We start from the raw sequence: 20,448 nt of genomic DNA, 5'->3' as shown, positions 1-20,448 counted from the left end.
TGCACCTACGTGGGGTGGTCGGACCGACGACCATCACCGTCACGCGCACTTCGTGAGGAGCCCGAGATGTCAACGTTGCCGCCACTGGTCGAACCCGCCGCAGAGCTGACCCGCGACGAGGTCGCCAGATACAGCAGGCACCTGATCATCCCCGACCTCGGGGTCGACGGGCAGAAACGTCTGAAGAATGCCAAGGTGCTGGTGATCGGCGCGGGTGGACTGGGTTCCCCGGCGTTGCTCTATCTCGCGGCAGCCGGGGTCGGAACGATCGGCATCGTCGAGTTCGACGAGGTGGACGAATCGAATCTCCAGCGTCAGGTGATCCACGGGCAGGCCGATGTCGGCCGGCCGAAAGCCGATTCGGCGCGCGATTCCATCCTCGAGATCAATCCGCTCGTCACGGTGAACACCCACAAGGTGCGACTGGACAACGACAACGCGATCGAACTGTTCAGCGCCTACGACCTGATCGTGGACGGTACCGACAACTTCGCGACGCGCTACCTGGTGAACGATGCGGCTGTCCTGGCCGGCAAACCTTATGTGTGGGGTTCAATCTACCGGTTCGAGGGCCAGGCCTCGGTGTTCTGGGAAGATGCGCCGGATGGCCTCGGTCTCAACTACCGCGATCTCTACCCCGAGGCCCCGCCGCCCGGGATGGTGCCGTCGTGCGCCGAGGGCGGCGTGCTCGGAATCCTGTGCGCATCGATCGGGTCGATCATGGGAACCGAGGCGATCAAGCTCATCACCGGTATCGGCGAGACGCTGCTCGGCCGGTTGATGGTGTACGACGCGCTGGACATGCGGTACCGCACCATCAAGCTCCGCAAGGACCCGGAGGCGCCGAAGATCACCGAACTGATCGATTACGACGCATTCTGCGGTGTCGTGTCGGATGCGGGTGTCTCGGCTGCGGCCGACTCGACGCTGACGGCCGTCGAACTCAAGCAGCGGCTGGACTCCGGCGAGAAGATTGCCCTGATCGACGTGCGTGAGCCGGTGGAGTGGGACATCGTCCGGATCGACGGCGCCACCCTGATCCCCAAGGGCGACATCGAATCGGGCGAGGGGTTGGCCCAGCTGCCACAGGACCGGCCGGCGGTGCTCTATTGCAAGACCGGTATCCGGTCTGCAGAGGCGCTGGCCGCGGTCAAGAAGGCCGGTTTCGCCGACGCCACCCATCTCCAGGGCGGGATCACCGCGTGGGCGAAGCAGGTCGATCCGGCATTGCCGGTCTACTGACGTCATCGCCACCTGCGGCAGGTACGGGCGCTGGTGCGGCGACACCTGCGCTGCCTGCTCTGAATCTCGCGGTCACGCCGGTAACGTTTGACGGGTGACCTCTGACTTGACCTCCGTCGAGCCTCCGGAGCATGTGCTGCAGACCTTCGGGCTGACGCAACATCCCGTGGTGGCTCTCGGTGAGGGCTGGGAAGGTGGTTGGCGGATCGGGGAGACGGTGTTGTCGCTGGTTCCCGACCACGCCCGGGCCGCCTGGTCGGCCAAGGTCAGAGAAACCCTGTACGTCGAAGGCGTGCGCATCGCGCGCCCTGTGCGATCGTCCGACGGCCGGTACGTGGTGTCGGGCTGGCGCGCGGACACGTACATCGCCGGAACTCCGGAACCGCGTTACGACGAGGTCGTCTCGCTGGCCGACCGGCTGCACGAGGCGACCGCCGAGCTCGAACGCCCGAGATTCCTGATGCAGCCACCCGCGCCGCCCTACAACGACGTCGACGTGTTCACCGCCGCCGACCGCGCCGCCTGGGACGATGTGCCGTTGCGTTCGGCAAAGGCCGCGGGGATGGGCGACCCCACATCACCCGACGGGGTCACCAGTCTGGAGATCCTGCACACGCTCGCAAAGCTGCGCACCAAGGTGTCGTCGCCGTCCCAACTTGTCCACGGTGACCTGTTCGGCACGGTTCTGTTCGCCGGCGCCGCGGCCCCCGGGATCACGGACATCACCCCGTATTGGCGACCCGCCGCGTGGGCGGCCGCCGTCGTGGTGGTCGATGCGCTTGCCTGGGGCGGCGCAGACGATGGTCTCGTGGACCGCTGGGAAGACCTTCCCGAGTGGCCGCAGATGATGTTGCGTGCCGTCATGTTCCGTCTTGCGGTGCACGCGTTACATCCGCGATCCACCGCTGGAGCCCTTCCCGGCCTGCAGCGCGTAGCCGACATGGTGCGCTTTCTCGTCTGACAGCACCCTCTGAGCTGGGAATACTCAGTTCGGCCCGACATCTGGCGGGTTTTCGAGCTCCAGCCTTCTCACGTCCGGTGACGAACCGAAGTGAGAACACTGTGATTGTTCGGTCATTGAATGCAAAATTGCGGCAACACCCGTTTCCTACCGTTCTCCTCAGGCACCCGCCAATTCGCGCCGGACCCCTGAGGAGGGCCTAGTGACCGTTACTGGCACCAAACGAAAGCACTACATCACCGACTGGGATCCAGAGGATGTAGAGGCTTGGGACAACGGCAACGCTGCCATCGCCAAGCGCAATCTGATCTGGTCTGTGATCTGCGAACACGTCGGATTCTCGATCTGGTCCATGTTCTCGGCTCTGGCCCTGCTCCTCGGACCGGAATACGGCATCAGCCTCGACCAGAAGTTTGTCATCGGCGCCACCGCGACATTCGTCGGTTCGTGTCTGCGGATTCCCTACACCCAGGCAACCGCCATCTTCGGCGGCCGCAACTGGGCGATCTTCTCCGCGGTTGTCCTGATGATCCCCACGGGCCTGACGTTGATGCTGGTGTTGAACCCCGGTGACTTCGGGTTCGGATGGTTCCTCTTCGTCGCCGCACTCACCGGCTTCGGTGGCGGCAACTTCGCCTCCTCGATGACCAACATCAACGCCTTCTACCCCCAGCGGCTCAAGGGCTGGGCCCTCGGCCTCAACGCCGGTGGCGGCAACATCGGTGTCCCCGCGATCCAGCTGGTCGGCCTGTTCGTGATCTGGGTGGCCTCGGACAAGCCCGAGATCCTCTGCGCCATCTACCTGGTGCTTCTCGCGGTCGCCGGTGTGGGTGCAGCGCTCTACATGGACAACCTCGACCACCAGACCTCGAGCGGCAAGGCGATGCTCGAGACGCTGAAGTACAAGGACACCTGGATCATCTCGCTGCTCTACGTCGGAACATTCGGTTCGTTCATCGGATTCGGATTCGCATTCAGCCAGGTGCTCAACATCTCGTTCACCGCCAACGGCGCCACCAAGCCGGCCCTCGCCGCAGCCCAGATCGCCTGGATCGGACCACTTCTCGGGTCGATCAGCCGGCCTTACGGCGGCAAGCTCGCCGACAAGATCGGTGGCGGCAAGATCACGATGTACTGCTTCATCTCGATGGTGGCCGCGTCGTCCATCCTCGTGGCTGCCAGCGCCCTGTCCGATGCCAACGACAAGAAGATCACCGGTGGCACCCTCACCGCATTTGTCATCGGCTTCGTGTTGCTCTTTGTCATCTCGGGTATCGCCAACGGTTCGGTATACAAGATCATCCCGGCCATCTGGGAACACAAGGCCAAGGTCAACCCTGCGCTCAATCCGCTCGGCAAGGCCAACTGGTCGCGGTCGATGTCCGGAGCCCTGATCGGTATCGCCGGAGCGTTCGGTGGACTCGGCGGCGTGGCCATCAACCTGGTGCTGCGAGACAGCTACAAGTCGAATCAGTCTGCCACCCAGGCATTCTGGATCTTCCTGGCCTTCTATGTGGTGGCCGCCGGCATCACCTACTGGTTCTACGTCCGCCGGTCGATCGAATCGACCGACAAGACCCGCGCACTCGAGGACTCGTCCACCACCACACCGGTCACCGCCTGATCATGACTGCTGAAGCCGTGTCCATCGATCTGCCCCTCGGCGAGCCGGGCAACCGCTCCGCCGGCGAGTTCGCCGCGGGGTCGGTCGGGACCGCCACACACTGCCCGTATTGCGGTCTGCAGTGTGCGATGAACATCAGCGGCAACGGAGCCGCCGATGCCGTGGTCACGCCGCGGCAGTTCCCCACCAATCGGGGCGGTCTGTGCCAGAAGGGTTGGACCGCTGCCGATGTGCTGCGCAACCCCAACCGCCTGACCGCTCCGTTGGTGCGGCGCAACGGAGTCCTGACACCGACCACGTGGGAGGACGCGCTCGACGTCGTCGCGTCCGGATTTGCCCGGGCCCGTAGCGAGTACGGCGCTGACGCGGTTGGGATCTTCGGTGGCGGTGGACTGACGAACGAAAAGGCTTACCAGCTGGGCAAGTTCGCCCGGGTGGCACTGGGGACGTCGAACATCGACTACAACGGCCGCTTCTGCATGAGCTCGGCCGCGGCCGCGGGTATCAAGTCGTTCGGACTGGATCGGGGATTGCCCTTCCCGCTCGCCGACCTCGGTTCGGCCGAGTGCATCGTCATCCTCGGCGGCAACGTCGCCGAGACGATGCCGCCGATGGTCGGTCATCTGATGACCGCCGCACGAGCCGGCGGACTGGTCGTCGCAGACCCACGCCGGACGGCCACGGTGGAACGGGCGGTTGCCGACGGCGGCGTTCATCTGCAACTGTCGCCGGGCACGGATCTGCCTCTGGCACTGGGGCTCGCGCACATCGCCGTCACCGAGGGTTATGCCGATCTCGACTACGTCGCCGACCGGACCAATGGCTTCGACGACTTCTGGCGCGCGGCTGCGCAATGGTGGCCCGAACGTACCGAGCGTGTCACCGGGGTTCCGGTGAGTGCGTTGCGGCGCACGGTTGCGATGCTCGCCGACGCCCGCGCGGCGGGCAAAGGGGCGTATGTGCTGACAGCACGTGGCGCCGAACAACATTCGAGCGGAACGGACACGGTCAGTGCTGTCATCGGCCTGTCCCTGATCCTCGGCCTGTGCGGTCGTGAGGGCAGCGGCTACGGCTGCATCACGGGTCAGGGGAACGGGCAGGGTGGCCGCGAACACGGCCAGAAAGCCGATCAACTGCCGGGTTACCGCAAGATCACCGATCCCGCCGCCCGCGCGCATGTCGCCGAGGTGTGGGGCATCGACCCGGACGATCTACCCGGCCCGGGCAAGAGTGCCTACGAACTGCTCGAATCGCTCGGACAGCCCGGCGGACCCAAGATGCTGATGGTGCACGGCGCGAACCTGGCCGTCTCGGCGCCGCGGGCGGGACACGTGGTCGAGCGCCTCGAGTCGCTGGAGATGTTGGTGGTCAACGACTTCTTGCTGTCGGAGACAGCGCAATTGGCCGACGTGGTGCTGCCGGTTCTGCAGTGGGCAGAAGAAGACGGCACCATGACCTCCCTGGAGGGCCGGATCCTTCGTCGTCGCCAGGCGGTCCCCGTTCCCGACGGGCCCCGCAGCGAGCTCGAGGTCCTGTCCGAACTCGCGGTCCGCCTCGGTCAACCGGCACACCGCTTCAAGACCGACCCTCGCGAGGTGTTCGACGAACTGCGCGCGGCGTCGGCGGGTGGCGCGGCCGACTACACCGGGATCACCTACGAACGACTCGACGACGACGAGGCGCTCCACTGGCCGTGTCCCACGATCGGCCATCCCGGCACCCCGAGGATCTTCCTCGACCGGTTCGCCACCGATGACGGCCGCGCGAAGTTCATCGCGGTCGACTACCGCGGACCGACGGAACCAGTGAACGCGCAATACCCGCTGGTCTGCACCACGGGCCGGGTACTGACGCACTACCAGTCCGGTGCGCAGACCCGGTACGTCAAAGACCTCGCCGACGCAGCCGGTCCGATGTTCGTCGAGGTGAACACCGACACCGCAGAACGCCTCGGGATCGCTGACGGTCAGCAGGTGCGCGTGACCTCGCGGCGGGGGACGATGACCGCCGCGGCACGCTGCGTCGAGTCCCTGCGACCGGACACGGTGTTCCTGCCCTTCCACTATGCGGGTGACCAGCGGGCCAACCTGCTCACCAATCCCGAGTTGGACCCCACCAGCCGTATGCCCGAGTTCAAGGCGTGTGCGGTGCGGTTGGAGCCGTTGGAGTTGCCGGTTCGACCAGGTGCGGGGGAGACGCAGCGCAGCGGAGCTCGAGCAGGTGCGGGGGAGACGCAGCGCAGCGGAGCTCGACCAGGTGCGGGGGAGACGCAGCGCAGCGGAGCTCGACCAATCGTCGGGGAGGTGTCATGACCAGGCGTGTGGTGATCATCGGAAACGGAATGGCCGGCGCCCGATTGCAGGAAGAACTGCATCGGCGGGATCCCGCGGGCGAGCACGTCACCAGCGTGGTCATCGGCGACGAGCCCGGGTCGGCGTACAACCGCATCCTGATGTCGAACGTGGTGGCCGGCCGGATCACACCCGCCGACACCAGGCTTCGCGCCGACAACTGGTATTCCGAACGGAACCTGCAGACGCACACCGGTGTTCGGGTCGAGCGTGTGGACCGCGACACCAAGACCGTGCACTGCGACGACGGCACGGTCCATGGCTACGACAGTCTGGTGTTCGCCACCGGCAGCCGTGCTTTCATCCCGCCGATCGACGGTGCGCTCGCGCAATCGGGTCGCCCGATCGAAGGTGTGATCGCGTTCCGTAACCTGGCCGACTGCGAATCGATCGTGTCCTCGCTCCGCGAGGGAACACGAGTGGTTGTTGTCGGTGGCGGCCTTCTCGGACTCGAGGCCGCACGCGGCGCGCTGCTGCGTGGGGCCCAGGTGACGGTTGTCCATCCACGGAGCTTCCCGATGGAGAAGCAGATGGACTCTGCCGGCGGCGCAGTGCTGACCCGCGTGCTGCGTGAGATCGGGATGGACGTGGTGCTCGGCAGCCGGGTCACCGCGGTCCGCGACGAGCCGGGAACAGGCCGGGAAGTGGTGCTGACCGACGGCTCCACCCTGGGCGCCGACCTCGTGATCGTCACCGCCGGCATCGCTCCCAACGTCGAGCTCGCCACCGCTGCGGACCTCGCCGTCGAACGCGGCATCAAGGTCGACGATCATCTGCGCACAAACGATCCGTCGATCTACGCGATCGGCGAATGCGCCCAGCACCGCGACATCGTCTACGGCCTGGTGCAACCGGGCTGGGAGATGGCCGAGACGGTGGCACAGAACCTGCTCGGTGATCATCAGGCCGCCTATGAGGGGACACAGCAGATCCTGCGTCTGAAGGCTCACGACGTGGATCTCGCATCGATGGGGGAGGTCGATACCGACCCCAACGACCTCGAAGCGGAGGTGCTGACCCTGTCCGACCCTCATCGCGGGCGGTACGCGAAAGTGGTTGTGCGCAAGGACCGTTTGGTCGGCGCGGTACTGCTCGGCAATCCCGAGGTCGTGGGCACCATCACGCAGTTGTTCGATTCCGGCGCGCCGGTGCCCAGCGATCGAATGCGCCTGCTGCTCGGCCACCTCATCGGTGGCGCAACCGAATCGGCGAGTCCGGCTCAGATGCCGGGCGACGCGATCATCTGCCGGTGCAACTCGGTGTCCAAGAAGAACCTGACCGATGCGTGGCGCAAAGGTGCGCGCAGCCCTATGGCGATGGCCGATGCCACACGGGCCACAACAGGTTGCGGCAGTTGTGAGTCCGTTGTCGAGGGACTTTGTGAATGGCTGGCAACAGCCGATGCCTGAGAGACCAACAGAAGTACTAGGAGGGGTACCAGTGCCCAGCAAAACAGTTGTGGTGGTAGGCCATGGGATGGTCGGCCATCGGTTCGTTCAGGAACTCCGCGAACGTGACGTCACCGACCAATGGCGTGTGGTCGTCGTCTGTGACGAACCCAGCCCTGCCTACGACCGCGTTGGACTCTCGTCCTATGTGAACAGTTGGGATCCCGACGCGCTGGCGCTCGAGGGCAACACCTACCCGGGCGATCCGCTGGTGACCTTGCTGGTGGGCCGGTCGGTCACCTCCGTCAACCGGGTGGCGCGTACGGCGGTCCTCGACGACAACTCGAGCATCGTGTTCGACGCCCTGGTGCTCGCGACCGGCTCGTACCCGTTTGTGCCGCCGGTACAGGGCGCTGATTCGCCGAACTGTTTCGTCTATCGCACACTCGACGACCTCGACAAGATCCGTGCCACCGCAGAGGCGGCACCGGCGGGGGCCAACGCGGTGGTTGTCGGTGGCGGCCTGCTCGGGCTCGAGGCGGCCAACGCGCTCAAGCTGCTCGGCCTCAAACCACATGTGGTTGAGTTCGCACCGCGGCTCATGCCGCTGCAGGTGGACGAGGGTGGCGGCGCGCTACTCGCCGGCCTCGTCACCGAGCTCGGGGTGAGTGTGCACACCGGTGTCGGGACCACGGCCATCGAACCGGCCGGCGACAACACGTTGCACGTCACCCTCTCCGACGGCAGCAGCATCGACAACGCTGCCCTGCTGGTGTTCTCGGCCGGCATCCGGCCCCGCGACCAGCTTGCACGCGATGCGGGGCTCGACGTCGGCGAGCGCGGTGGGGTCCTGGTGGACGACGGATGCCGCACAGTCGATCCGGACATCTACGCCATCGGCGAGGTCGCCGCGGTCAACGGTGTCTGCTACGGGCTGGTCGCCCCGGGCTACAGCACCGCCGAAGTCGTGGCCGACCGGCTCCTGGGTGGCAAATCCGAGTTCCCGGGCGCGGATCTGTCCACCAAGCTCAAGGCGCTCGGCGTGGATGTGGCGAGTTTCGGCGACGCGATGGGTGCCTCCGAAGGCGCACTCGAGGTGGTCTTCAACGACCCCGTTGCCGGCACCTACGCCAAAGTTGTTGTCTCCGATGATGCCAAGACCCTCCTGGGTGGAGTGCTCGTCGGCGATGCCGGCCAGTACGCACTACTCAAACCGATGGTCGGTGGCCCGTTGCCCGGCGATCCCGCAGCGCTGATCGCGCCGGCCGCCGGCGAAGGTGTGGGTCTGTCTGCCCTTCCGGATTCTGCCGAGATCTGCTCGTGCAACGGGGTCAGCAAAGGCGACATCTGCGACGCGATCGCTCATGGCGCCCAGGACGTCACCGCGGTGAAGACGTGCACCAAGGCGGGCACCACCTGTGGCGGCTGTATCCCGTCGATCAACCGCTTGCTGGCAGATTCCGGTGTCGCGGTGTCGAAGTCGTTGTGCGATCACTTCCACCAGTCGCGCAGTGAACTCTTCGAGATCGTCCAGGCGACCGGTATCCGGACCTTCACCGACCTCGTGGCACGGTACGGCAAGGGCGGGGGATGCGAGATCTGCAAGCCGACGGTGGCCTCCATCCTCGCCTCCACCTCGAGCGACCACATCCTGTCGGGAGAGCAGGCCGCTCTGCAGGACACCAACGACCACTTCTTGGCCAACATGCAGAAGAACGGCACGTATTCGGTGGTGCCACGGATGCCCGGTGGTGAGGTCACCGCCGAGCAGCTGATCGTGATCGGCGAGGTGGCCAAGGAGTTCGGGCTTTACATCAAGGTCACCGGCGGCCAGCGGATCGACATGTTCGGGGCCAGGGTGGAGCAGTTGCCGCTGATCTGGCGCAAGCTCGTCGACGCGGGGATGGAGTCCGGTCAGGCCTACGGCAAGAGCCTGCGCACGGTGAAGAGTTGTGTCGGTACGAGCTGGTGCCGCTACGGCGTGCAGGATTCGGTGGGCATGGCCGTCGACCTCGAAAAGCGTTACCGCGGTCTGCGTTCGCCCCACAAGATCAAGTTCGGGGTGTCGGGTTGTGCCCGAGAGTGTGCCGAGGCCCGCGGTAAAGACGTGGGTGTCATCGCCACCGAACACGGGTGGAACCTGTATGTGGGTGGCAACGGTGGTCAAAGCCCCGCGCACGCACAGCTTTTGGCGTCCGGCATCGATGACAGGACGCTTGTCGCCTACATCGACCGGTTCCTGATGTTCTACATCCGCACCGCGGACCGGCTGCAGCGCACGGCGCCGTGGATCGATTCGCTCGAGGGTGGTCTCGATCACCTCAAGGCCGTCGTGTGTGATGACAGCCTGGGAATCGCAGCCGAACTCGAAACGGCGATGGAATCGCATGTCGCCGGCTACAAGGATGAATGGTCCGGAGTCCTCGAAGACGAGGAGAAGCTCTCCCGGTTCGTGTCGTTTGTCAACGCACCTGCCCAGCCGGACCCCACCATCGAGTTCTCGGAAGGTAGCGGACGCAAGGTACCGGTACTCTTGGGAACACCGCAGCCCGGCGTACGCCCGCCGGCGAACGGAGGAAGCTGACCATGAGTCTCGTTGATGACACTCGGGTTGATGAAGTCGCAGCCACATGGACTGCGGCGTGCCCGTTCGACCAGCTCGTACCAGGGAGGGGAGTGGCCGTGCTCCTGCCCGGGGACGAACAGGTGGCCTTGTTCCGACTCACCGACGACACCCTTCATGCCGTGGGGAACATCGACCCCTTCGGACGTGCCGCGGTGATGTCTCGCGGCCTGGTCGGGGACCGCGCCGGTGAGCCCACCGTGGCCTCACCGTTGCTCAAACAAGTTTTCTCGCTGGTCGACGGACGTTGCCTCAGCGACGAATCCGTTGTCCTGCCGGTGTACGACGTACGGATCAAGGCCGGTCTCGTCCAGGTCAGGCCCCGTCGAGTGCAAACGTCGATCGCGTGAGACATGGAGGTCTAGTGAAAGCGGGTGATCGAATCGCCGACTGCGAATCCGGTCCATTGACCGGATTCACGATCGGCATCACGGCGGCCCGGCGTGCCAACGAGTTCGCCGCGTTGCTGGAACGACGCGGCGCGCAGGTGGAGCACGCCCCGGCGATCGAGATCATCCCGCTGGCCGACGACGCAGAGTTGCGGTCGGTCACCGACCAGATCATCGCCAACGCGCCGGAAATCGTTGTCGCCACAACCGGTATCGGGTTCCGCGGTTGGATGGAGGCGGCCGAGGACTGGGGTGTTGCGGAGCGCTTGGTCGCCGCGCTCGAACCCACCCGGCTGCTGGCGCGGGGGCCGAAAGCGAAGGGCGCGATCCGCGCCGCCGGTTTGCGGGAGGAATGGTCGCCACCCAACGAATCGTCGAGTGAAGTTCTCGAGCACCTGCTCGACGAGGGTGTCGAGGGCACCCGGGTGGGCGTGCAGCTGCACGGCGCCACCACCGAGTGGGAGCCGCTTCCCGACTTCTGCGAGGTGTTGCGCGAGGCGGGTGCAGAGGTGCTGCCGATCCCGGTCTACCGGTGGCTACCGCCGCAGGACACCACTGCGATGGACCAGATGATCTCGGCCATCGTGGGCGGTGAGATGGACGCGGTGTCGTTCACCAGTGCCCCGGCCGTCGCATCGATGCTCGGTCGCGCGCAAGACACGGGGCGGCTCGACGCGCTTCTGGACGCTCTGCGAACCGACGTCCACGTCATGTGTGTGGGTTCGGTCACCGCTGGGCCCCTCGCGGCGTTGCGAGTGCCCACCTCGCGGCCGAATCGCTTTCGCCTCGGTGCTCTTGCCCGGCACATCGCCGAAGAGTTGCCCCGTCGGGTGCCGACTCTGCGCGTCGCCGGTCACGACATGTCGATCCGCAGCCGCTCGGTGATGGTCGACGGCGAGCTCCGGCCGCTGTCGCCGGCAGGTCTGACCCTGCTCAAAGCACTGGCGCGTCGCCCCGGCAGGGTGGTGTCACGGCATGCGCTGCTCACCGAACTCCCCGGAGGCGGCGGCGACACCCACGCCGTGGAGACCGCCATGGCACGCCTGCGAGCGGGCCTCGGTGACCCCCGGATGATCCAGACCGTTGTCAAACGTGGCTACCGCCTCTCTGTCGATGTCGAGTACGAGGAAGGGGAAAACGCATGAGAATCAAGGGAATCGACGCGCAACCCATCCTGGTCGCACATGGGACCCGCTCCGAACACGGTGTATCGATGATCGCCGACCTCGCGGACAAGGTCTCGGCCCAGATCGGCACTACGCGCGTCGCGTTCGTGGACGTACTCGGCCCTTCGCCGTCAGAGGTGCTACGCGGGATCGACGGGCCCGCTGTGGTCGTCCCGGCGTTCCTGGCCTCGGGCTACCACGTCCGCAAAGATCTCCCCGAGCACATCGAGGCCAGCGGTCATCAGGGCGTCTCGGTCTCGCGGTCGCTGGGTCCAGATCCCGAACTGGCGCGGGTCTTGGCGTTGCGTCTGTCCGAAAGTGGCTGGCGCCGAGGTGATTCCGTTGTGCTCGCCGCAGCGGGATCTTCCGATCTGTTCGCGCTCGGCCAGGTCCGGCGTGCCGCCAACCTGTTGGGCACGATGATCGGTGAGCCGGTTCCCGTCGGGTATGTGGCCACTGCCCAGCCGCGCATCGCGGACGTCGTTGCCGACACCAGGGCTCGCACCGGGCGCCGCGTGTTCATCGCCTCATACCTGTTGGCGCACGGGTTGTTCCACGATCGGCTCCACGACGCAGGCGCCGATGGTGTGGCTCAGCCCCTGGGTACCGACCCCCGTGTCGTCGATCTGGTCGTGCGCCGGATGAGGTCAGTGCGGCCTGTGGTCGCCGCCGGTCTCTGAGCCACTTTACAATCACAGAATTCGCGCCACCTACCGACATCCGCGCCGGCTACAACCGGCGCGAACCTCGGTAGGTGGCGCGAATTTTGTGGTTGCTGGGTGGGGTAGGGGTGCGGGTCAGGCGAGGTCGGCTCGGGCGGCCTTCATGTCGACTCGGCCGTCGAACACCGGAACACCCTCGGCGCGAAGGTTTTCGAGCTGACGGTCACGCAGGTGCGGGGCCGGTGTCCCGGCGGCGCTGATCACCCGGTGCCACGGTAGGTCAGCCGAGTCGGTCCGCATGATCCATCCGACGATGCGGGGGCTCGACAGGCCCGCGGCCGCTGCCACGTCACCGTAGGTGGTCACCTTGCCGGCAGGTACCGAGGCGACGATCGCGCGTACCCGTTCCACCTGATCGTCGGTGATCTTCGCCATCAGCTCTCGGATCGTGGACGCGCCAGGGCGTCCGCGACCAGGCGTGCGGTCAGTTCGGGGCGTGCGAAGGGAACCATGTGGTCGCAGTCCTCCTCGTACAGCGAGAAGAGCTCTCCCTGTTGTGCCGCAAGAGCTTCGAGTAGATCGGCGGTGACGTACGGCGGTTGCACGCGCAGGGCCTGAACCAGATCGACCGGCATGTGCGGTGGGGGCAGCACAAAGGGCCGGGCCAATTCGCTCCATGTGGTGACGACGGTCCCCGGGTGGACGCGCCAGCTCATCCGGTCACCTGCTGTGATCAGGTGGTCGGCGACCTCTCGATCCAGCAGTTCCGGAGGTAGCTCGGCCCACGACTCGCCCAGCTTCGCCGCACGTGCGGCTGCTTCATCCGGGTAGTCGTGATGGGTGATGTAGCTGGTCGCGATGTCCATGAGCCGGGCGGGTTCGAGGCCGATGGCCGGGTCGAGCAACACCAGTGACCGGATGCGGTCGGGGACCAGTCGTGACAGATGTAGGGCTAGTGCTCCGCCGAAGGAATGACCCACCAGGACCACAGGGGACGACGCGTGGGCCTCGACCACCTCGGCCAGGGCAGCCACGTGTGCGTCGATGGACCACGGAGGTTCCCAGGTCGAGAATCCGTGTCCGAGCAGGTCGGGGGCGATGATCCTGGCGTCGGGCAGCGCTGCGGCGAGGTCCGCCCACCGCTTGCCGTGGCCGGTGACGCCATGCAATGCGAGGACGGGGTCGCCGTCTGCGGGGCCGTACAGTTCCACGTTCACACCAGCCATGGGACCAATCGTGCCCGACCGTGGTCGGGCACGCAGTACCGACCCGGCGCGGGTGGGCGGTGGTGGCGCGGTCGACATGTCGGTCACCCGTGACACCATCGTGGAGGAACCAGAGGAAGGAGACCGTGTGCCAGCCATGACGACGCGACTGGTGTCGGCGACCATCCCTCCGGCGCAGCCGCGTACTTGGCCAGAGCGGGTTCAGTCGCTGATCGACCGTCCCGGCGGCGCCGCGTCACCGGGTTTCCACCCACTGCGGGTTCACGGGGGCCCGGGCACGGGAAAGACGTCGCTGATCGTGGACATCGCGGTGGCCCGTCTCGCCGACCCAGCGATTGATCCGGAGTCGCTGCTGGTCCTGGCCGCTGGACGCCGGGCAGCCACCGAGTTGCGTGAGCAGATCACCGCCCGCCTGCTGGCTCAGCGCGCCGGGGGAGCGGGCCGCGCTCCGCGGGCCACCCGCGAACCGATCGTCCGCACCGTGCACTCCTATGCGTTCGCGGTGCTTCGACTGCAGGCGGCCGCACACGACAATCCGCCGCCGCGCCTGATCACCGGCGCCGAGCAGGATGCGGTGTTGCGGGAACTCCTGGCCGGCGACATCGAGGACGGCGCCGGCTACTGGCCGCCGCGATTGCGGCCGGCTGTGGGCACCAACGGGTTTGCGCAGGCATTGCGGGACATGATGATGCGGGCCGCCGAACGCGGTGTGGGGCCCGAGGACCTGATGGCGCTCGGCCGCAGGCACAAGCGTCCGGAGTGGGAGGCGGTCGGCAAGGCCTACCGTCAGTACGAGCAGAGCGGTCTGCTGCGCGGAGCGGTCGGGTTGGAGGCACCTCAGGCGACCGCGCCCGCAGTCGACGCCGCAGAGCTGGTGGGCTCTGCTCTCACGGCATTCGCGACCGACCCCGATCTGCTGCGGCGCGAGCGAGCGCGGGTGCGGTATCTGCTGGTGGACGACGCCCAGCACCTCGATCCGCAGGCGGCCACCCTCGTCGAGCTGATCGGGGCGGGAACACACCAGACGGTGGTCGCCGGAGACGGCGACCAGGCGATCTACGGCTTCCGCGGGGCCAGTTCGCGGTTTCTCGACGAACTCGACGACCCGGAGCGAGACATCTTGCTCGACAACAACTTCCGGTCGAGCAAGCCCATCAGCGACCTGGGCGCGGCGATCGCCGCGCGGCTCCCGGGTCCCCGTCGGCGCCGAGCCGAGGCCGCCGACCGGGGTGGGCCGGTGCCCGTGGTCAAGATCTACGGATCGGCTGCCAAAGAGGCCACGGCCATCGCCGACATGATGCGCCGGGCGCACCTCTACGACGATGTCCCCTGGTCGGAGATGGCGGTCATCGTCCGATCGGTGCCCCGCGCGATGGCGCCACTGCGGCGCGCGCTGCGCTCGGCCGGTGTGCCGGTGATGACACCGGCCAGTGAGATCCCACTCGCGCGTCAACGCTCGGTGGCGGCGATATTGCTGGCTCTGCGCGCGGTGTCGGAACCGCTGGAGCCGGAGGAAGCGCTGGAACTGCTTGCGGGACCCATCGGCGGAGCCGACCCGGCAGCGCTGCGGCGCCTGCGGCGTGGACTGCGTCGTATCGAGACCGAATCCGGCGGGGACCGCGACTCAGCGTCGGTCATCGCCGAACTGGTCACCGGCCACCGGGTGCGGGTCGAGCATGACCCCATCGATGTCGACCACTACCTCGACGGGCTGACCGACGCCGAGAAGCAGCCGCTGACAAGGGTTCTCGCGGTCATCGGCGCAGCTCGTGTGGCATACGAAAACCGCCGCGGTATCGAAGAGATTCTCTGGGAGGCGTGGCAGGCCACCGGACTCGGCCCGCGCTGGTCGAATCAGGTGATGCGCCGTGACCACGGACCCGGTGGTGCCCAGGCCGATCGCGACCTCGATGCGATGGTGGCGCTGTTCGACGCCGCGGCGAGTTTCACCGACAGCCTGCCTGCCGCGACACTCGGTGGGTTCCTGGATTATCTCGGCGCATTGCAGATCCCCACCGAATCCCGCATGGCACAGGCGTCATCGGACGCCGTCACGGTGTTGTCCGCGCATGCGGCCACCGGTCGCGAGTGGGATGTCGTGGCGGTCGCGGGTGTTCAGGACGGTTTGTGGCCGAGCCTGCGCAGCCGGGGGAGCATTCTCGGTACCGGACAATTGGTTGATCTTCTCGATGGCGTGGACGCCGATGCGCTGGACACCATTTCGCGCACCGCAATGGCTCTCGCCGAAGAGCGTCGACTGCTGCTGGTGGCATGCACGCGGGCTCGCGATCGACTGATGGTCACTGCTGTCGACGATGGAAGCGGAGATGCCGCGCCCTCACGGTTCGTCGGCGAATTGGCCGCGATCGTCGAGAAGGGCGCCGTGGACGACGACGAGATCGAACTGGAGCTCCCGGTGGAGCCCGGTCTGCGACGGGTGCTGTCGCTGTCGTCGCTGGTTGCCGAGTTGCGCGCCGAGGTGTGCGCAGCCACCGATACGCCTACGGAGCGGGCGAAAGCCGCCGCAGACATGCTCGCCGAGCTCGCCGACGCCGGTGTTCCGGGTGCGCATCCCGACCAGTGGTACGGCCTTGCTGCTCCCAGTTCGGAGATCCCTCTGTGGTCGGAGTCGGCTGGGCCGCTGACCCTTTCGCCGTCCAGTGTCGAGGCTCTGGGAACCTGCTCGCTCCGCTGGATGCTGGAGCGGTACGGCGGCCGCGACGGCGATTCGCGTCCGGCCGTCGCCGGAACGCTTGTCCATACGCTTGTGCAGGCCGTCGCCGGAGAGATCCCACCCGACGATGTCACCGCTGCGCTGCGGCGGGTCTGGGACCAGGTGGATGTCGGGGCACCATGGTTTTCGCGCCGCGAACTCGAACGCACCGAGGAGATGCTCACCAACTTCCAGCGCTGGCTGAAGGTGTCCCGCGAGACGCTCACCGAGGTGGGTGTCGAGGTGGACGTGGATGCGCGTATCGAACCCGCCACGGTCCAGGACGCCGACGGTGAGACCGTCGACATGCCCGAGGTGCGGTTGCGTGGGCGCATCGACCGGCTCGAACAGGACAGCGCCGGACGCCCGGTGGTGGTGGATGTGAAGACCGGCAAGACCACGCTGTCGGTGCAGGCCGCCCAGGAGCACGCGCAGCTGGCCACCTATCAGCTCGCCCTGCGGCTCGGTGGTGTGCAGGCTGTCGGACCGGTCGAGCCGGGTGGTGGGTCGCTCGTCTACGTCAACAATTCGAACAACAAAACCGGTGCGGCGCAACGTGATCAGCCGCCCCTGTCGGACGAGCAGGTGGAGCAGTGGCTCGCCGTGGTGCGGGCGGCCGCCCATCGCAGTATCGGACCGCAGTTCGTGGCCACCCCGAACGACGGATGCGGGCACTGTCCACTCACCGCGAGCTGTCCGGCACAACTCGACGGCAGGACGGTGACCGATGGCTGACACCGGAACGATGACGAGGATCTCGGCCCGGGTCCTGTCGGCGGCGCTCGGTCTGCCCTCGCCCACCGATGAGCAGGTCGAGGTGATCGAGGCGCCGATGGAGCCCGTGCTGGTGGTCGCGGGGGCGGGTGCAGGCAAAACCGAGACCATGGCTTCTCGGGTGGTGTGGCTGGTGGCCAACCGTCTGGTCGAGCCGGATGCAGTGCTGGGCCTGACATTCACCCGTAAGGCGGCCCAAGAACTAGCCGCGCGCATCCGCCGGCGGTTGTCGATGCTCGCGGGATCGCCTGCGATGCAGAACTGGGACCCCGACGGCACGTTGCGTGGCCGGCTTCGGTCGGCAGACCCGCAGGTGAGTACCTACCACGCCTACGCCGGCCGGCTGATCGCCGACTACGGCTTGCTCCTGCCTGTCGAGCCCTCGGCCACCTTGCTCAGCGAAACGGAACTGTGGCAACTGGCGTTCTCGGTGGTGGCGGGGTGGACCGATGACCTCGAGACCACCAAAACCCCTGGCGGCGTGACCGAATCGGTGCTGAAGCTCTACAGCGAGCTCGCCGAGCACCTGGTGGATCTCGACCAGCTCGCCACCGCGGGCGACTCGCTCTACGAGCTGATCGACACCTTGCCCCCGACCGGCAGGCAACGCCCTGAGCCGCCTCAGAAGCTGCGGTCCATCCAATCCGTCATCGATGAGCGGCGCGCGTTGATGCCGCTGGTGGCCGCGTTGGACGCCGCGATGCGCGAGGCGAACGTGCTCGACTTCGGTAGCCAGATGTCGCTGGCTGCCCAACTCGTCGCCCGTCACCCCGAGGTGGGTGAGTCCGAACGCGCTGCCATCGGCGCGGTGTTGCTCGACGAATACCAGGACACCGGACATTCGCAGCGCGTGCTGCTGTCGGAGCTGTTCGGAACGCCGCCCGGGGTGACGCGGGGCGCCGGGATCGCGGTGACCGCGGTCGGTGACCCGATCCAGTCGATCTATGGCTGGCGCGGCGCATCGGCTGCCAATCTGCCTCGTTTCACCACCGATTTCCGTTGCAGTGACGGAACTCCCGCGCAACGCCTGGAGTTGCTGACCAGCTGGCGCAACGCCCGCCACGCCCTCGACATGGCCAACGCCGCGTCCGAGGAGCTGCGACGGCGGGGCGTGCCGGTGAGCATCTTGCGGCCGCGTGACGATGCCCCGACCGGGACCATCACCATGGCTCTGACCGAGACCGTGGTGCAGGAGCGTGAGTGGATCGTTGACCAGATCGAAGACGAGTACAACCGTGCCGAGGGTCCACCGCCGACGGTGGCGATCCTGGTGCGCCGCAACGAGGATTCGGCGCCGCTCGCGGCCGAACTCACCGATCGTGGCATCGCGGCGGAAGTGGTCGGCATCGGCGGCCTGCTAGGTGTACCGGAGGTCCAGGACGTAGTGGCGATGCTTCGTCTGATGGCTGATCCCATGGCGGGGACGGCTGCCGTGCGACTTCTCACCGGACCGCGGTGGCGGCTCGGGGCGCGTGACATCGCCGCGCTGTGGGCGCGTGCGCGGGACCTCGCCGCCGGTACCAACATCGTCACCGGCACGATGACGAGCCTGGAAGAACTCGACAGCGCACTCGATTCGGCAGTGCCGACCGAGGTGGTGGATCAGGCCGGTCTCGGTGATGCACTGGCCGACCCCGGTCCGGCGCAACGGTATTCACCCGACGGGTACCGCAGGATCAAATCATTCGGCCACCAGCTGACCATCTTGCGGGCTCGGATGGGGCAACCATTGCCCGAGTTGGTCGCCGAGGTGGAGAGGGTCATCGGCGTCGATGTCGAGGCGCAGATCCGGGCACGGGGTTTACGAGGCAACATCACGGGTCGCGAACACCTCGACGCCTTTGCCGAGTACGTGGCCGACTACACCGAGCGGTCGGCTGCCACCCTGCCTGGACTGCTCGCCTTTCTCGAGTCCGCAGCCGACATCGAGAAGGGCCTGGAACCGGGCAAGGTCGAGATCGCCGAGGACCGCGTCCAGATCCTCACCGTGCACGCGGCCAAGGGCCTCGAATGGGATGTGGTGGTGATCGCGCATCTGTGTACGAACATCTTCCCGGGTGGAAAGGCCGACGGGACCTGGCTCGGTAGTGCGCGGGAACTCCCCGCGGAGTTGCGGGGCGACCTTGCCGAGACTCTGGGCGCCGAGGGCTTCCCACCGCTCGAGCTGGCCGAACTCGACAACCGCAAAGAACTCGAGGACGCAATTGAGGCCCACAAGGACGCTTTGCGCAACCGCAAGCTCGAAGAGGACCGGCGATTGCTGTACGTGGCCTTGACGCGGACCAAGAGGGCATTGGTCATCTCAGGGCATCACTGGTCCGACGGCGGCGACAAACCTCGTGGACCCTCGATCTTCTTGACCGAGTTGCACGACATCGCTTCTCGTCTGATCGAGACCTCGACCGACGGCGCACCGGGCTTGACCATCGCGGGCTGGGCAGCGACTCCCGAAGACAACGCAGACAATCCCTTGGCGGCGTTGACCGCCGGCGTGCCGTGGCCTGCTGATCCGCTCGGTCCCCGCCGTCCTGGCGTCGAACGTGGCGCCGATCTCGTGCGCGCCGCGTTGCGAGCCCGCGGCGAGCCGGCCCTCTTTGACATGGGCGCTGAGCCCGAACCCGACCTGTCGGCCGACGACCCGCAGGTCCGCGATTGGGCCAACGACCTCGCGGTGCTGCTCACCGAACGGGAAAGTGGCCTTGGCACTGACATCGAGGTGACGATGCCGCAGCATCTGTCCGTCAGCCAGCTCGTCGAACTGGACAAGGACGAGGAGACGTTTGCCCGGCGCCTGCGCAGGCCGCTGCCGTTCAAACCGAATCCACTGGCCCGCCGCGGCACCGCCTTCCATGCCTGGGTGGAACGCAGGTTCGGCGCCACCCGACTTCTCGACATCGACGAGTTGCCGGGTGCGGCCGATGCCGAAGGGGGCTCGGATGCCGACCTCGAGGTGCTGCGGGAGCAGTTCCTCCGGTCCCGGTGGGCTGCGCGGAACCCCATCGAGGTCGAGGTGCCGTTCGAGACGGTCATCGCCGACACCATCGTCCGGGGCCGGATCGATGCGGTGTTCTCTGAACCGGACGGCGGCTTCACCGTGGTGGATTGGAAGACCGGTGCCCGACCCACTGCGGCGCAGGAGAAGTCGGTGTTCGTCCAGCTCGCCGCCTACCGGGTGGCCTGGGCGGAACTGACCGGCGTCGACCTCGAGAAGGTTCGGGCAGCATTCCACTACGTACGGTCGAACACCACGCTCGAGCCCACGAACCTGCCCGACCGCACCGGTCTGGCCGACCTCATCAGGCGCGATAAGAGAGAACGACCCTGAACCG

The 20,448-nt window shown here is 66.8% G+C and carries 13 protein-coding genes; 11 read left to right on the top strand and 2 right to left on the bottom strand.

Annotated features, from left to right (window positions below):
• Positions 1–66: 66 nt before the first annotated feature.
• The 9 genes from moeZ (at position 67) to KXR83_RS12310 (ending at position 12,424) form a co-directional block, all read left to right on the top strand.
• Positions 67–1,242 (top strand): adenylyltransferase/sulfurtransferase MoeZ, encoded by a 1,176-nt coding sequence (gene moeZ / locus KXR83_RS12350; protein ID WP_437425098.1) that lies wholly within the window; start codon positions 67–69, stop codon positions 1,240–1,242.
• A gap of 106 nt (positions 1,243–1,348) precedes the next feature.
• Positions 1,349–2,203, top strand: coding sequence for a TIGR02569 family protein (locus tag KXR83_RS12345; protein WP_030164497.1), 855 nt, complete (start codon positions 1,349–1,351; stop codon positions 2,201–2,203).
• A gap of 202 nt (positions 2,204–2,405) precedes the next feature.
• Positions 2,406–3,827 carry a nitrate/nitrite transporter gene (locus tag KXR83_RS12340; protein ID WP_062798779.1) on the top strand — a complete coding sequence of 474 codons (1,422 nt, stop codon included), beginning with the start codon at positions 2,406–2,408 and terminating at the stop codon, positions 3,825–3,827.
• Between the two features lie 2 nt (positions 3,828–3,829).
• Entirely contained in the window at positions 3,830–6,139 is a 2,310-nt protein-coding gene (locus KXR83_RS12335; RefSeq protein WP_437425097.1) for a molybdopterin oxidoreductase family protein, read from the top strand.
• The gene (locus tag KXR83_RS12330) at positions 6,136–7,587 is read left to right on the top strand and encodes an FAD-dependent oxidoreductase (RefSeq protein WP_437425096.1); all 1,452 of its coding nucleotides are present in this window, start codon (positions 6,136–6,138) and stop codon (positions 7,585–7,587) included. Before KXR83_RS12335 ends, KXR83_RS12330 begins: the two co-directional genes overlap by 4 nt.
• Positions 7,580–10,150 (top strand): nitrite reductase large subunit NirB, encoded by a 2,571-nt coding sequence (gene nirB, locus KXR83_RS12325; RefSeq protein WP_437425095.1) that lies wholly within the window; start codon positions 7,580–7,582, stop codon positions 10,148–10,150. Before KXR83_RS12330 ends, nirB begins: the two co-directional genes overlap by 8 nt.
• Before the next feature lie 2 nt (positions 10,151–10,152).
• Positions 10,153–10,539, top strand: a complete 387-nt coding sequence (gene nirD / locus KXR83_RS12320; protein ID WP_437425094.1) for a nitrite reductase small subunit NirD — start codon at positions 10,153–10,155, stop codon at positions 10,537–10,539.
• A 14-nt stretch (positions 10,540–10,553) separates the two neighbouring features.
• Positions 10,554–11,723 (top strand): uroporphyrinogen-III synthase, encoded by a 1,170-nt coding sequence (locus tag KXR83_RS12315; RefSeq protein ID WP_023958874.1) that lies wholly within the window; start codon positions 10,554–10,556, stop codon positions 11,721–11,723.
• The gene (locus KXR83_RS12310) at positions 11,720–12,424 is read left to right on the top strand and encodes a sirohydrochlorin chelatase (RefSeq protein WP_437425093.1); all 705 of its coding nucleotides are present in this window, start codon (positions 11,720–11,722) and stop codon (positions 12,422–12,424) included. Before KXR83_RS12315 ends, KXR83_RS12310 begins: the two co-directional genes overlap by 4 nt.
• Before the next feature lie 117 nt (positions 12,425–12,541).
• Here the strand turns inward: KXR83_RS12310 and KXR83_RS12305 are convergent, their stop codons facing one another.
• Positions 12,542–12,841: an MGMT family protein gene (locus KXR83_RS12305; protein ID WP_437425092.1), complete on the bottom strand. Its 300-nt coding sequence runs from the start codon at positions 12,839–12,841 to the stop codon at positions 12,542–12,544.
• Complete coding sequence (locus tag KXR83_RS12300; protein WP_437425091.1) at positions 12,841–13,632, bottom strand: alpha/beta fold hydrolase; 792 nt, start codon at positions 13,630–13,632, stop codon at positions 12,841–12,843. Before KXR83_RS12300 ends, KXR83_RS12305 begins: the two co-directional genes overlap by 1 nt.
• Positions 13,633–13,708: 76 nt before the next feature.
• Here KXR83_RS12300 and KXR83_RS12295 point away from each other — a divergent pair, with 76 nt between their 5' ends.
• On the top strand, positions 13,709–17,080 hold the full coding sequence (locus KXR83_RS12295) for an ATP-dependent helicase (protein ID WP_437425365.1): 3,372 nt from the start codon (positions 13,709–13,711) through the stop codon (positions 17,078–17,080).
• Complete coding sequence (locus KXR83_RS12290) at positions 17,073–20,444, top strand: ATP-dependent helicase (protein WP_437425090.1); 3,372 nt, start codon at positions 17,073–17,075, stop codon at positions 20,442–20,444. The genes KXR83_RS12295 and KXR83_RS12290 overlap by 8 nt, the downstream gene beginning before the upstream one ends.
• The last annotated feature ends 4 nt before the right edge of the window (positions 20,445–20,448 follow it).

This window comes from Williamsia muralis (assembly GCF_051487485.1).
Lineage (GTDB): Bacteria > Actinomycetota > Actinomycetes > Mycobacteriales > Mycobacteriaceae > Williamsia > Williamsia muralis_B.
Note: the sequence above shows the minus strand (reverse complement) of the source record. Positions and strands in the feature narration are given on the sequence as shown.

Excerpts from the sequence above, each read along its gene's own strand:
- KXR83_RS12310 (WP_437425093.1), top strand. The coding sequence starts at position 11,720 with ATGAGAATCAAGGGAATCGACGCGCAACCCATCCTGGTCGCACATGGG.
- moeZ (WP_437425098.1), top strand. The coding sequence starts at position 67 with ATGTCAACGTTGCCGCCACTGGTCGAACCCGCCGCAGAGCTGACCCGC.
- KXR83_RS12335 (WP_437425097.1), top strand. The coding sequence starts at position 3,830 with ATGACTGCTGAAGCCGTGTCCATCGATCTGCCCCTCGGCGAGCCGGGC.
- KXR83_RS12295 (WP_437425365.1), top strand. The coding sequence starts at position 13,709 with ATGTCGGTCACCCGTGACACCATCGTGGAGGAACCAGAGGAAGGAGAC.
- KXR83_RS12330 (WP_437425096.1), top strand. The coding sequence starts at position 6,136 with ATGACCAGGCGTGTGGTGATCATCGGAAACGGAATGGCCGGCGCCCGA.
- KXR83_RS12290 (WP_437425090.1), top strand. The coding sequence starts at position 17,073 with ATGGCTGACACCGGAACGATGACGAGGATCTCGGCCCGGGTCCTGTCG.
- nirB (WP_437425095.1), top strand. The coding sequence starts at position 7,580 with ATGCCTGAGAGACCAACAGAAGTACTAGGAGGGGTACCAGTGCCCAGC.
- KXR83_RS12300 (WP_437425091.1), bottom strand. The coding sequence starts at position 13,632 with ATGGCTGGTGTGAACGTGGAACTGTACGGCCCCGCAGACGGCGACCCC.
- KXR83_RS12305 (WP_437425092.1), bottom strand. The coding sequence starts at position 12,841 with ATGGCGAAGATCACCGACGATCAGGTGGAACGGGTACGCGCGATCGTC.
- nirD (WP_437425094.1), top strand. The coding sequence starts at position 10,153 with ATGAGTCTCGTTGATGACACTCGGGTTGATGAAGTCGCAGCCACATGG.